Annotated in this window: 11 protein-coding genes; 4 read left to right on the top strand and 7 right to left on the bottom strand. The window is 71.6% G+C overall.

Going from position 1 to position 13,098, the window contains the following annotated elements; translation table 11 throughout:
• Positions 1-449 precede the first annotated feature (449 nt).
• The 4 genes from C2L59_RS15330 to C2L59_RS15315 all read left to right on the top strand — a co-directional run bounded on the left by C2L59_RS15330 (position 450) and on the right by C2L59_RS15315 (position 5,680).
• On the top strand, positions 450-1,517 hold the full coding sequence (locus C2L59_RS15330; protein ID WP_103350175.1) for an NAD(P)-binding domain-containing protein: 1,068 nt from the start codon (positions 450-452) through the stop codon (positions 1,515-1,517).
• A 416-nt stretch (positions 1,518-1,933) separates the two neighbouring features.
• On the top strand, positions 1,934-3,487 hold the full coding sequence (locus C2L59_RS15325; RefSeq protein WP_103350174.1) for a discoidin domain-containing protein: 1,554 nt from the start codon (positions 1,934-1,936) through the stop codon (positions 3,485-3,487).
• Between the two features lie 10 nt (positions 3,488-3,497).
• On the top strand, positions 3,498-4,730 hold the full coding sequence (locus tag C2L59_RS15320) for an MFS transporter (protein ID WP_103350173.1): 1,233 nt from the start codon (positions 3,498-3,500) through the stop codon (positions 4,728-4,730).
• On the top strand, positions 4,727-5,680 hold the full coding sequence (locus C2L59_RS15315) for a PD40 domain-containing protein (protein ID WP_103350172.1): 954 nt from the start codon (positions 4,727-4,729) through the stop codon (positions 5,678-5,680). The genes C2L59_RS15320 and C2L59_RS15315 overlap by 4 nt, the downstream gene beginning before the upstream one ends.
• Here C2L59_RS15315 and iolD read toward each other — a convergent pair.
• The 7 genes from iolD to C2L59_RS15280 are packed head-to-tail and all read right to left on the bottom strand — an operon-like array spanning position 5,665 to position 13,077.
• The gene (iolD, locus tag C2L59_RS15310; RefSeq protein WP_103350171.1) at positions 5,665-7,527 is read right to left on the bottom strand and encodes a 3D-(3,5/4)-trihydroxycyclohexane-1,2-dione acylhydrolase (decyclizing); all 1,863 of its coding nucleotides are present in this window, start codon (positions 7,525-7,527) and stop codon (positions 5,665-5,667) included. The two genes, C2L59_RS15315 and iolD, sit on opposite strands and share 16 nt — an antisense overlap.
• Positions 7,528-7,565: 38 nt before the next feature.
• The gene (gene iolB, locus C2L59_RS15305; RefSeq protein WP_103350170.1) at positions 7,566-8,456 is read right to left on the bottom strand and encodes a 5-deoxy-glucuronate isomerase; all 891 of its coding nucleotides are present in this window, start codon (positions 8,454-8,456) and stop codon (positions 7,566-7,568) included.
• Positions 8,453-9,343 (bottom strand): aldolase, encoded by an 891-nt coding sequence (locus tag C2L59_RS15300; protein ID WP_103350169.1) that lies wholly within the window; start codon positions 9,341-9,343, stop codon positions 8,453-8,455. Before C2L59_RS15300 ends, iolB begins: the two co-directional genes overlap by 4 nt.
• A complete protein-coding gene (gene iolC, locus C2L59_RS15295; protein ID WP_103350168.1) occupies positions 9,340-10,269 on the bottom strand; it encodes a 5-dehydro-2-deoxygluconokinase in 930 nt (309 codons plus the stop codon). Before iolC ends, C2L59_RS15300 begins: the two co-directional genes overlap by 4 nt.
• The gene (locus C2L59_RS15290) at positions 10,266-11,045 is read right to left on the bottom strand and encodes an ATP-binding cassette domain-containing protein (RefSeq protein WP_103350167.1); all 780 of its coding nucleotides are present in this window, start codon (positions 11,043-11,045) and stop codon (positions 10,266-10,268) included. The genes iolC and C2L59_RS15290 overlap by 4 nt, the downstream gene beginning before the upstream one ends.
• Positions 11,042-12,085, bottom strand: coding sequence for an ABC transporter permease (locus tag C2L59_RS15285; RefSeq protein WP_103350166.1), 1,044 nt, complete (start codon positions 12,083-12,085; stop codon positions 11,042-11,044). The genes C2L59_RS15290 and C2L59_RS15285 overlap by 4 nt, the downstream gene beginning before the upstream one ends.
• Positions 12,082-13,077 carry a sugar ABC transporter substrate-binding protein gene (locus C2L59_RS15280; RefSeq protein ID WP_103350165.1) on the bottom strand — a complete coding sequence of 332 codons (996 nt, stop codon included), beginning with the start codon at positions 13,075-13,077 and terminating at the stop codon, positions 12,082-12,084. The genes C2L59_RS15285 and C2L59_RS15280 overlap by 4 nt, the downstream gene beginning before the upstream one ends.
• Positions 13,078-13,098 lie beyond the last annotated feature (21 nt).

Genomic DNA, 13,098 nt, shown 5'->3' with positions numbered 1-13,098 from the left:
GGCGCTTGGCTGGGTAGGGGCCGTCGGCCGCGGTTGTCGTGGCGAGTGGCGGGGGTGACCGCGCTGGTGGCGCTGCGGCTGCCGATGGGCGGGGTGGCGCGGAGGCCGGCTGATTCGGCCTCGGCTGGGTAACTGCGCCTGCCGCACCCGGTGGGGGCGGCAGCGACTGCCGACAGGCGGGCAGGCTGCTGGTGCGGGGGGAGCAGGGCCGGGGTGGCGGCGGCCGAGGCTTGGGTCGCGGTGTGGCTGCGGGCGGGGTGGCGCCGGGCCGACGGAACATCTCCGCAGCTGCCGGCCTCGGTGGCGGGAGGGGCTATGTGTTTGCCGCCGCAGGTCGGGGTTGCGGGTGGCCGGGAGCGCGAGTCCGGCTGGAAGCGAGTGCAGAACCCGCCCGAGCCCCTGTGACCGACGGCGCGAAATACTTCACCCGCCTTGCTGTTGCACCCCTTATGAGCGGTGCGGATCACGAGACGGACGTCGTGGTGGTCGGGGCTGGGCAGGCTGGGCTGTCCGCTGCCTATCACCTTCGGCGGGCCGGGTTCGCCAACCGGCGGGGGTTCGTTGTTCTCGACCACGGTAAGCGGGCCGGGGGTGCTTGGCAGTACCGGTGGCCTTCTCTCGTCCTCGGAAAAGTGCACGGCATCCATGATCTGCCCGGGATGGCCTTCGGGACCCCGGATGTCACGCGTCCCGCCTCCGAAGTGGTCTCCGAGTACTTCGGGCGCTTCGAAAGCCTCTACGACCTTCCCGTGGTGCGGCCCGTCGACGTCCGGTCCGTGACGCGGGCGGGGGAGCGGCTCGTCGTTTCCAGCCCGGCCGAATCGTGGGCTGCGCGGGCCGTCATCAGTGCCACCGGGACCTGGGACCGGCCCTTCTGGCCGCGCTACCCCGGGCAGGAGACCTTCGCCGGGCGGCAGCTGCACACCGCCGACTACGCCGGGCCCGCGGAGTTCCGGGGGCTGCGGGTGGTCGTCGTCGGGGGTGGGGCGTCCGCCGTTCAGCTGCTCATGGAGTTCGGGCCGCTCGCCCGGGCGACGGCCTGGGTGACGCGCCGGCCGCCCGTGTGGCGGGATGAGCCCTTCAGCGAGGACTGGGGACGCAGCGCCGTCGCGAAGGTCGACGAGCGGGTGCGGGCCGGGCTGCCGCCCGAAAGCGTTGTCAGCGTCACCGATCTCGCCGTGACGCCGGAGGTGCGGGCCGCCCGCGCCGCCGGGCTTCTCGACCGGCGGCCGATGTTCGAGCGGATCACGCCGGCCGGGGTCGCCTGGGCGGACGGCTCGCGGTTCGACGCCGACGTGATCCTCTGGGCGACCGGCTTCCGCGCGGCGATCGACCACCTCGCACCGCTGCACGTCCGTGAAGCGGGAGGCGGGATCCGCATGGACGGCACGCGGGTGGTGCTCGAGCCGCGGCTGCACCTGGTGGGGTACGGGCCGTCGGCGAGCACGGTCGGGGCGAACCGGGCGGGACGCGCCGCGGTGGCGGAGATCCGGAAACTGCTGCGTCCGGAAGGCTGAACCGGGTCTTCGGCGGATGGTCAGAGGGCGGGGTGTCTGGGCCATACATCCGAAGCTACCGAACACCTGTGCGAACCACAGTCGCTGAATCGGGTGATCTTGACGCGAGCTCCTTTCCCTTGCGGGCCAACGGGAAGGCATAGGTCGGATCACCGGTCCCGCCCCCCGGCGCAGTATCCCGGTCACCGGAACACGTGCTGAGCAGCGGAAACCGAGAAAAACCCACCCTCTTGACCGATTCAACGGCAAGACAAGCCTTGTCAGCCGGAACGTCCTCTCGTTAAAGTCCCGCTTAGTTAGGAAACTTTCCTAACAGTTTGGTCAACCCGACGCCGCAGCCCACCAGCCACCGCCAGGCCCGTAAGGAGCGCGACGTGCCGTCCACCCGCCTACGTCCTTTAGCCCGACTCACCCCGGTGATCGCCGCCGTGGTGCTGTTGCCGTCCGCGATCGCCGCGGCCGCCTCCACCCAGGCCGCCGATGTCCTGCTCTCGCAGGGGAAGCCCGTTGCCACCTCGACGACCGAAAGCTCGTCCTACACCGGCGCCAAGGCCGTCGACGGCAGCACCACCACCCGCTGGGCCAGCGCCGAGGGCTCCGACCCGCAGTGGCTGCGGATCGACCTCGGCCAGTCCGCGAGCATCCACCGCGTCGTCCTCAACTGGGAAGCCGCCTACGCCAAGAAGTACCGCGTCGAGGTCTCCGACGACGGCACGACGTTCACCACAGCCGCCACCGTCGACACCGGTGACGGCAAGATCGACGACCTCGGCGGCCTCACCGCCCGCGGCCGCTTCGTGCGCTTCGTCGGCCTCACCCGCGCCACGAGCTACGGCTACTCCTTCTGGGAGATGCAGGTCTTCGGCAGCACCGACAGCGACACCCAGGCCCCGACCACCCCGGCCGGCCTCGCCGCGGGCACCGCGACCGCCACGAGCGTCCCGCTGACCTGGGGCGCCGCCACCGACAACGTCGGCGTCACCGGATACGACATCCTCCGCAACGGCACGGCCGTCGCCACCAGCGCGACGACGTCCTACACCGACACCGGGCTCACCCCGGCCACCAGCTACACCTACGCGGTCCGCGCCCGTGACGCCGCGGGGAACGTCTCGGCCGCGAGCCCGCCGATCACGGTGAAGACCGCGGCCGGGAGCGCGGGCTTCGTCCTCGCCGCGGCCGGTGACATCGCCGAACAGTGCACCGCGAGCAGTTCCGGCTGCGTCCACCCCAAGACCGCGAAGCTCGTCGAGAACATGAACCCCGCGGCCGTGATCACCATGGGCGACAACCAGTACGACGACGCCCACCTCTCGGACTTCAAGTCCTACTACGACACCACGTGGGGCAAGTTCAAGAACAAGACCAAGCCGATCCCCGGCAACCACGAGACCTACGACGACACGCCGTACAAGGGCTACGACGACTACTTCGGCGCCATCGCGAAGCCGCAGGGCAAGCGGTACTACAGCTGGGAAATGGGCAACTGGCACTTCATCGCCCTGGACTCCAACGACTTCGTCACCCACGACGATTTCGCCGAGCCGCCCCAGATCACCTGGCTCAAGCAGGACCTCGCCGACAACAAGAAGGGCTGCGTCGCCGCGTACTACCACCACCCGCGGTGGAGCTCCGGCGACCACGGTGACAACAAGGACAGCATCGAGCTCTGGAACCTCCTGGTCGCCAACAAGGCCGACCTCGTGCTCAACGGCCACGACCACGACTACGAGCGGTTCGTCCCGCAGAACGCCGACGGCAAGGCGGACGCGAACGGCCCGGTCGAGATCGTCGGCGGCAGTGGCGGCGCCAACCTCTACGACCTGAGCCCGGCGCACGCGACGACGGCCAAGCTGCTGAAGACCTTCGGCGTCCTGAAGCTGTCGATGACGGACACCACGTTCCAGACGCAGCTCATCGGCGTCGACGGCAAGGTCCTGGACAACAGCCCGACCTACACCTGCCACTAGGAGCGCGGGCATGTACATCGCGGCAAGCCGTACCTCGGACCCGGCCTCGGGAACCGACCGCAAGCCGGCCCTGAAGCGGGTGTCCGCCAACGTGGTGGCGCTCGGGATGGTCAGCCTGGTCACCGACGTCTCGTCGGAGATGGTCACCGCCGTCCTCCCGCTCTACCTGGTGCTCGGCCTCGGCCTGAACCCGCTGCAGTTCGGGCTGCTCGACGGGCTCTACGCCGGCGCGACCGCGGTCGTGCGGGTGCTCGGCGGGCACCTCGCCGACCGGTGGCGGCGGCTCAAGGCCGTCGCGGGGTTCGGGTACGGCTTGTCCGCGGTGTGCAAGCTCGGCCTGGTCGCGGCCGGTTCGTCGGTCGCGGCCATCGGGGTCGTCCTCGCCGCCGACCGCACCGGCAAGGGGCTGCGCACCGGCCCGCGCGACGCGCTCATCTCGCTGTCCAGCGAGCCGGCCACCCTCGGCCGGTCGTTCGGGGTGCACCGGGCGATGGACACCGTCGGCGCGTTCCTCGGCCCGCTGGTGGCCATGGCGGTGCTCGCGCTGAGCCTCGGCAGCTACACCAGCGTGTTCTTCACCAGCTTCTGCATCGCGGCCATCGCCGTGCTGCTGCTGGCCCTGTTCGTCCGCGACCGGCCCGGCAGCGTCGACCGCGCGGCGGTGTCCGCACGGGCCGCGTTCGGCCTCCTGAAGCAGCAGGACTTCCGGCGCGTGACGCTCTGGGCCGCCCTGCTGGGCCTGGTGACGGTCGGCGACTCGTTCGTCTACCTGATCCTGCAACGTCGCTGGGAGATCGCGGCGACGTACTTCCCGCTGCTGCCGCTGGGTACGGCCGGGGTCTACCTGCTGCTGGCCGTGCCGCTGGGCAAGCTCGCCGACCGCGTCGGCCGCTGGCCGGTGTTCCTCGGCGGGCACGTGGCCCTGTGCGTGGCCCTGGTGCTGCTGTGCGGCCCGCAGGCGGGGCTGTGGCTCGCCGTGGTCGCGCTCGGCCTGCACGGCGTGTTCTACGCGGCCACCGACGGCGTCCTGATGGCCGCCGCCGGCCCGCTCATCCCGGCCGGCCTGCGCGCCACCGGGCTGGCCGTGGTGCAGACGGGCCAGGCCGTGGCCCGGATGCTCTCCTCCGTCCTGTTCGGACTGGCGTGGACGCTGTGGGACCTGCGGCCCGCGGTGCTCGTCGCCGCGGTCTGCCTGGCCGCCGTCGCCCTCGCCGCCGCCTTCGCGAAACCGGTGCGCCCGTGAAGAAACTCGTCCTCGCCCTCGGCGGCACGGCCCTCCTGGTCGCCGCCGCCGTCACCTACACGGTCAGTGCGCGGCACGGCACGGCGGCCGCCGAACCCGCCGCCGCGGTGACCCTCGCCCCCGGGCAGCTGCTGTTCCGCGACACGGCCAGCGGCCGCGTCGGCGCCGTCCCGCTCGGCGACACCCAGGCGAAACCGCAGCTCAGCGGCCTCAAGTGCGACCGGTTCGCGGTGGCGAAGCAGACGGCGGTGTGCCTGGCCGTCCGGCCCGGCACGCTCCCGGCGATCACCGACGTCCTCGTCCTCGACGACCACCTCGCCGTCCGCCACACCGAAACCCTGCCGGGGACGCCGAGCCGCGCACGCGTCTCGCCGGACGGCAGGCGCGTCGGCTGGACACTGTTCGTCACCGGCGATTCGTACGCCCAGACCGGCTTCTCGACGCGCGCCGGGCTCTACGAGGTCGACACCGGACGGCTCGTCAAGACGATCGAGGAGCTCCCGGTCTTCAAGAACGACGACCGCTACTTCGCGGCCGACGTCAACTACTGGGGCATCACCTTCACCCCCGACGGCAACCACTTCTACGCCACCTTGGGCAGTAAGGGCAAGACGTACCTCGTCGAAGCGGACTACCAGCGCTTCCGCGGGAAAACCCTGCGCGAGAACGTCGAATGCCCGTCGCTGTCCCCGGACGGCAAGCGGGTCGCCTTCAAGAAGAAGGTCGGCGAAGGCGTCTGGCGGCTCTCGGTCCTGGACCTGGCGAGCCTGGAGGAAACCGAGCTCGCCGAGACCCGCAGCGTCGATGACCAGGCGCTGTGGCAGGACGACCACACGATCCTGTACGGCCTGGAGAACGCCGTCTGGGCGGTCCCGGCGGACGGCTCCGGCGCGCCGCGCCGGCTGGTGGCCGGGGCGGCGTCGCCGGCCGTCACTCAGGACCCGAGGTAACGCACCTGGCCGCCCTTCCCGCGCTCGTAGCCGTCCCGCCCGGTCAGGTGCCCGGGCACGCCGACCTCCCACCAGGCCCCGGCCTCGGTCCAGCTCGACGGCTGCGTCTTCACCACGACGACGGCCGGGCGCTGCTCCGAGACCGCTGCCTCGCGAGCCGAAGCGTATGCGTCACGAAGTGAGTCCACAGTGGACGCCGTGAACACCACGCAGCCCAGGGACTCCGCGTGGCGGGCGAAGTCGACTCGCGGTGGCGAAGCGTGCGAAGTCGTGCAGTCGGCGTAGAAGTTGTTGAACGGCTTCCCGCCCTGGCCCTCCTGCAGGCGGGCGATCACGGCGTACCCGTCGTTGTCGCACACCACGGCGACGAACGGGTGACCGGCGAATGCGGCCGAGAACAGCTCCGAATTCAACATCAGGTACGAGCCGTCACCCAGGAGCGTCGTCACCAGACCCGGGTGGGCGATCGCCGCGCCCCACGCACCGGACAGCTCGTAACCCATGCAGGAGAAGCCGTACTCGACGTCCATCGAGACCGAACCGGACCCGCGCCAGCCGCCGATCAGCTCGCCCGGCAGCCCGCCCGACGCCGTCATGACGTAGTCGCCGGCCGCCGACAGGTCGTTCACCACCCCGACGACCTGCGCGTACGACGGCAGCTCGCCGGACGGGGACCGCAGCGAGTCGATGTGCGCGTCCCAGGCCGCCCGCTCGGTGGCGGCCCTGGACGTCCACGCCGGGTCCACCCGCCAGCTCTCCAGCTGCGCGGCGAGGTCCGTCAGGCCCGCGTCGGCGTCCCCGACGACTGACAGCGCCCCGTGCTTCACCGCGTCGAACCGGGCCGCGTTGAGCGACACCAGCCGGACGTCGGGGGAGAAGACCGTCCAGGACGCCGTCGTGAAGTCCTGCAGCCGCGTCCCCACCGCGAGTACGACGTCCGCCGCCGCGGCGACGACGTTCGCCGACGTCGAGCCGGTGATGCCCAGCGGCCCCGCGTGCAGCGGGTGCCGGTGGGGCACCAGCGTGCGGCCCGCCGTGGTTTCGACGAGCGGAATCCCGTGCCGTTCGGCGAAGTCCAGCGCGCGCTGCCCGGCCCCGGAGTACCGGACGCCCCCGCCGAGCACCAGCAGCGGACGGTGGGACGCTCGCAGGACCCCGGCGGCCTCGGTGACCGAACGCCGGTCCGGGCGCGGGCGCGGCGGGCGGTGCGTCACCGGCTCGAACAGCGCGTCCGGGAAGTCGTACGTCTCGGCCTGGACGTCCTGCGGCAGCGCGAGGGTCACCGGACCCGCGTCCGCCGGGTCCGTGAGCACCCGCGCGACCTGCGGCAACGTCGCGATCAGCTGCTCGGGCCTGCTGATCCGGTCGAAGTAGCGCGAGACCGCGCGGAAGGCGTCGTTCACCGTCGCGGTCGCGTCGCCGAACGGCTCGATCTGCTGCAGCACCGGGTCCGGCGCCCGGTTGGTGAACGTGTCGCCCGGCAGCAGCAGCACCGGCAGCCGGTTCGCGTGGGCGACGCCGGCCGCGGTCACCATGTTGAGCGCGCCCGGTCCGATCGACGACGTCGCGACGCCGACCTGACGCCGGTGCGTGGCCTTCGCCAGGCCGACCGCCGCGAGGGCCATGCCCTGCTCGGTGTGCCCGCGCCAGACCGGGATGTCCCCGCGGTGCTCCTCCAGGGCGGTGCCGAGGCCGAGGACGTTGCCGTGCCCGAAGATCGCGAACACGCCGGGGAACAGCGGCACTTCGCGCCCGTCGAGGGTTTCCGAGCGCTGGGCGAGGATCCAGCGGACCAGCGCCTGAGCCGTCGTCAGCTGCTGTGTCTTGCGGGGGCCCAGCCCCCGCACCCCGGCCGAGGGCTCTGCCCCCGGACCCCTGAAGTTGTTCACTGCACACGCCCTTCGTGGCTCGTGACGGGGCACCGCGGGTCCGGGTCCTGCGTGGCCCACGTGTCGCGGACCCAGCCGTGCGCGGGGTCGTCGCAGAAGGCCATGGACCGCTCTTCGGCCGGCCCGGCCAGGACGTTCAGGTAGTACATCGGGTAGCCGGGCGCGGCCACGCACGGACCGTGGTAGCCACGGGGGATCAGGAAGACGTCGTGGTCGCGGACGGCGACGTCCTCGTCCAGCTCGCCGTCGGCGGTGTACGTCCGGTGCAAGCCGAAGCCTTCGCGGGACGGTGTCACGCCGTCGCGGCCGGCGATGCGGAAGTAGTAGATCTCCTCGTTGACGACTTCGCACTCGCTCGCCTCGTCGTGCTTGTGCGGCGGGTACGACGACCAGTTGCCGCCCGGTGTGATCAGCTCGCACGCGTTCAGCTTGTCCGCGTGCTCCCACACCCCGGGCACGCCGAAGTTGGTCACCTGCCGCGTCGCCTGCCCGGCGCCGCGGACCTCCACGGGCACGCCTTCGGCCGGCCCGTAGCGCGGTTCGAGCCGGCGGGTGCAGCGCGCCATCGGCAGCGCGACCTCGAGCCCGTCCGTGGCCGACAACTCGACTTCGGCGTCGCGGGGCACGTACGCGAAGTCCGTCACGCGGGCGAAGACCGACGAGCGGCCGGCCAGCTCGAACGTCTGCCCGTCGACGCGGACCGTCGCCGAGCCGGCCAGGGGGAGCACGAACGCCTCGAACTCGCCGGTGTGCAGGACCCGGACCTCGCCGGGGGCCAGGGAAAGCACCCGCAGGCCGGTGTAGGTCCAGCCGGCGCTGTCCGGGGTCAGCCGGACCGGGTCGGTGCCGTCGGACAGGGTCCCGAGCGGACGGTGCAGCTTGCTCACTTCGCGGCCTCCAGGACCTTCGCGGCGGCTTCGACGGCGGCGCCGACGTCGCCGCCGGGCGGGTAGAGCAGGGTGCGGCCGACGACCAGGCCGCGCACGACGTCGTGGCGCAGGGTCCGGCCCCAGGAGGCCAGGTCGGCGGCCGGGTCGCCCGACGGCATGCCGCCGAGCACCACCACCGGCAGCGTGGTGGCGCCCAGGACGGCCGCCGAGTCGGTGGACGGCAGCTTCAGCCAGGTGTGCGCGGATGTCACGCCGAGCCCCGAAGCCACCGTAACCGCTCGCGCGAGCGACACGGGATCCTTCTGCAGCACCAGCTTCCCGTCCGAACGGCGGTAGGGGAGCGGCTCCACCATGGCGATCAGGCCGTACGCGGCCAGCTCGGTGACGGCGTCGGCGCAGGCCTGCAGCGTCGGGATCGTGCCCGGGTCGGCGTCGACCAGGCGCAGCAGCATCTTGCCGCCGTCGAGCCCGCAGTCGACCAGGGTGCGGGCGTCGTAGCCGGTGAACCGGTCGTCGATCTCCCAGTCGGCGCCGGCCAGGCCGCCGCGGTTCATCGAGCCGAAGACGACCTTGTCGTGCAGGGCGCCGAGCAGCAGCAGTTCCTCGACGACGTCGGGGGTGCCGAGGAGGCCGTCGACCGCCGGGTTTTCCAGGGCGACGAGCAGCCGTTCGAGCAGCGTCCGCCGGTCGGCCATGGCCAGGGGGTCCTCGCCGACGCCGAGGGCGCCCCGGGCCGGGTGGTCGGCCGCGACCAGGAACAGGGTGCCCTGGTCGGACAGCAGCGTCGAGCGCCGGCGCCGGGTCGCGTACGCCTGCCGGATCGCGCCCGGGTTCGTGGCGCGGACGTGCAGAAGTTCCCGCCAGCGTTCGTCGGTGAGGATCACAGCAGCTCCTCGATCTCGGCGGCGGTCGGCATGGCGTCGGCGCAGGCCAGCCGGGACGCGACGAGCGCACCGGCCGCGTTCGCGTACTCCGCGATCCGCACCGGGTCCCAGCCCGACAGCAGGCCGTGGATCAACGCTCCGCCGAAGCCGTCGCCCGCGCCGAGCCCGCAGACGACCTCGACGCGCTGCGGCGGCACCGTCGATCGCCCGTCCGGGGTCGCCACCAGCACACCCTCGGCGCCCTTCTTGATCACGGCCAGCCGGAGGCCCCGCGAAAGCAGGCGGTCCGCGGCCGCGTCCGGGTCCGCGGTGCCGACCGCAACCTCCACCTCGGCGCGGTTGCCGACCGCGACCGTGACGTGGTCGAGCAGCGCGCCGATCTCCGCGCGGGCGTCGTCCACCGACGGCCAGAACATCGGCCGGTAGTCGAGGTCCAGGACGGTGTGCTCCCGCCGGCCACGGGTTTCGAGGATCTTGCGCTGGGTCGTCCGGGCGGGTTCGGCGGACACGCCGGTGCCGGTGACCCACAGCAGCGGCACCGACCCGACGACGTCCCACGGCACGTCGTCGTCGGTGAGCGTGAGATCGGGGGCGATCGGGGAGCGGTAGAACAGCAGCGGCGGGTCCGCGGGCGGGTTCAGCTCGCAGAACACCACGGGGGTCTGCAGGTCCGGCGAAGTGCCCACGAAGCCGGGCGAGACGCCGAAGCCGTCGAGTGCTTGCCGGACGTAGTCGCCGAAGCCGTCCGGTCCGACCTTGGTGAGCACCGCCGTGCGCCGGCCGAGCCGCGCGGCGGCGACCGCGACGTTGGTCGCGGTCCCGCCGAGCGACTTGGCGAACGTGCTGACCCCGGCCAGCGGCACGCCGCTCTGCTCGGGGTAGAGGTCGACGCCCACCCGGCCGATCGTCAGCGCTTCGAGACTCACGCCTTCTCCACCTGCCGCAGCTCGTGTTCCAGCGCTTCCAGTTCCGCACCGCCCGCCATCTGCCGGGTCAGCTCGCCCAAGTCGATCTCGGACTTTTCGTAGTGCCCGAGCGCGGCACCCCGCTTGAGCAGCAGGAACCGGTCGGCCACGGGGTAGGCGTGGTGCGGGTTGTGCGTGATCAGCACGACGCCGAGCCCGCGGTCCCGCGCCTGGGCGACGTACTTCAGCACGACCCCGGCCTGCTTGACGCCGAGCGCGGCCGTCGGCTCGTCCAGGATCAGCACCTTCGCGCCGAAGTACACCGCGCGCGCGATCGCGACGCACTGGCGTTCACCGCCCGAAAGCGTTCCGACCGGCTGCTCGACGTCGCGGAGGTCGATGCCCATGTCGGACAACGCCTTCTTCGTCGTCTCGCGGCCCTTCTTCCGGTCGAGCATCCGGAACGGGCCGAACCCGGTCGTCGGCTCGGAGCCGAGGAAGAAGTTCCGCCAGACGCTCATCAGCGGCACCACGGCGAGGTCCTGGTAGACGGTCGCGATGCCGCTGTCCAGGGCCTCGCGCGGCGAGGTGAACCGCACCGGCTCGCCCTCGACGAGGAACTCGCCGCGGTCGTGCTGGTGCACCCCGGCCAGGATCTTGATCAGCGTGGACTTCCCGGCGCCGTTGTCGCCGAGCACGCAGGTCACCTCGCCCGCGTTGACCACAGTGGACACATCACGCAGCGCGATCACGCTGCCGTAGGTCTTCCCGATCTCGCGAACTTCGAGCAGGCTCATCGGCGGACCCTTTCCGCGCGGCGCCGGAAGGCGTTGTTGACCAGGACCGCGGCCAGCAGCATGACGCCGAGGAAGAGCATGAACCAGTCGCTGTTCCACTGCGCGAACACGATGCCCTGGCGCGCCATGCCGAAGATCAGCGCGCCGATCGCCGCGCCCACCGCCGAGCCGAACCCGCCGGTGAGCAGGCAACCGCCGATCACCGCCGCGATGATGTACTGGAACTCCAGCCCGATGCCCTGGTTCGCCTGCACGCTGGCGAAGCGCAGGATGTTGATCGAGCCGACCAGCCACGCGCCGAGCGCGGTGCCCATGAACAGCAGGATCTTCGTGCGCACCACCGGCACGCCGACCGAGCGGGCCGAAACCTGCGACCCGCCGACCGCGAAGATCCAGTTGCCGAACCGGGTCCGCACCAGCAGCCACGCGGCGATCGCCGTGACGACGACCCACCAGATGATCGACGACTGGAACTCCGTGCCGCCGATGTCGAAGGTGGAGGCGAACAGGGCGCCGGCCGATTCGTAGCCGCTGGTCGAGCGCATGCCCGACACCTGGACGGTGTTGGTGACCAGCCGCGTCACGCCGAGGTTGAGCCCCTGCAGGGCCAGGAACGAGCCGAGCGTGACGATGAAGCTGGGCAGCCCGGTTTTCATCACCAGCCAGCCGTTGAACGCACCGACGCCGAGCGCGAACACCAGCGACGCGGCCAGCGCGAGCCAGACGTTCCAGCCCGCCTGCGTCGCCAGGATGGCGGTGACCAGTGACGTCGACGCCGTCATCACGCCGGCCGACAGGTCGAACTCGCCGCCGACCATCAGCAGCGCGACCACGACGGCCATGATGCCCAGCGTCGAGGAGTCGTCGAGCCAGGTCGCCACGCCCAGCGGGCTGAGGAACTGGCCGGTGACGACGGAGAAGAAGACGAACACCAGCACCGCTCCGAGGAGCGCGCCGATTTCGGGGCGGACGACCAGGCGGTCCGTCAGTCCCTTTTTGGCGACGCGCTCGTCGGGCTGTGCCTGGATGGCTGCGGTCATCGCGTGCCGCGCTGCGCGTACGGGGCCACGGTGTCGATGTTGGTCTTGTCGACGAAGCCCGGGCCGGTCTGCACCGGGTGGCCGCCGCCGATGGTGTTGCCGTTCTCCTTGTACAGCTTGAGGAACACGATCGGCAGGTAGCCCTGCTCGTACTGCTGCTGGTCCACGGCGAAGAGGATGCTGCCGTCCTTGATGGCCGCGACGACGTCGGCGTTCAGGTCGAAGGTGGCCACCTGGGCCTTGGAGCTCGCTTCCTTCGCGGCGGCGACGGCACGGGCGGCGACCTGCGAGTTCAGCGCCAGTACGGCGTCGATCGACGGGTCGGACTGCAGTGCGCCGCGGATCCGGGCCTGCGCGTCGGTCGGGTTGGCGATGTCGACCTGCAGCGTCGTGACGTTGCCGAAGGACTGCTTAGCGCCGTCGCAGCGCTGGTTCTGGCCGATGTTGCCGGCCTCGTGGATGACGCACAGCAGCTTGATCTTGCCGGCCGCCTTGAGCCGCTGGCCGGCCCCTTGGCCCGCGAGGCCCTCGCTCTGGCCGACGTGCGCGATCGCGCCGAACTGGGCGCTGAAGTCCTCGCCGGAGTTGATGGTGATGACCGGGATGCCGGCCTTGACCGCGTTCTGGATCGACGTCTGCAGCGCCTGCGGGTTCGCCATCGAGACGACCAGGCCGCCGACCTTCTGCGCGACCGCGTTGTCGATCAGCCGGGCCTGGTTGCCCGGGTCGCCGTCGGCGAAGTAGTCGACCCCGACGTTCAGGTCCTTGCCCGCCTGCTCGGCGCCGTTCTTGACGACGTTCCAGAAGGCGTCGCCGGCGCTGCCGTGGGTGACCACGGCGACCTTCAGCGGGCCGCCCGTGCTCGGCGCGGCGGCGGCCGTGGAGCTGGAGCTGCTCTTCGAGTTGTCGGCGGTGGGGCCGCTGCAGGCGGCGAGGACCAGCCCGGCGGCGGCGATCGCCGCCACACCGGCCAGCTTCTTGAGAGGGAACACAGTCACTCCTTCGGGACCAGG

Source organism: Amycolatopsis sp. CA-128772 (assembly GCF_002904295.1).
Classification (GTDB): domain Bacteria; phylum Actinomycetota; class Actinomycetes; order Mycobacteriales; family Pseudonocardiaceae; genus Amycolatopsis.
This window is presented reverse-complemented; position numbering and strand designations above follow the sequence as displayed.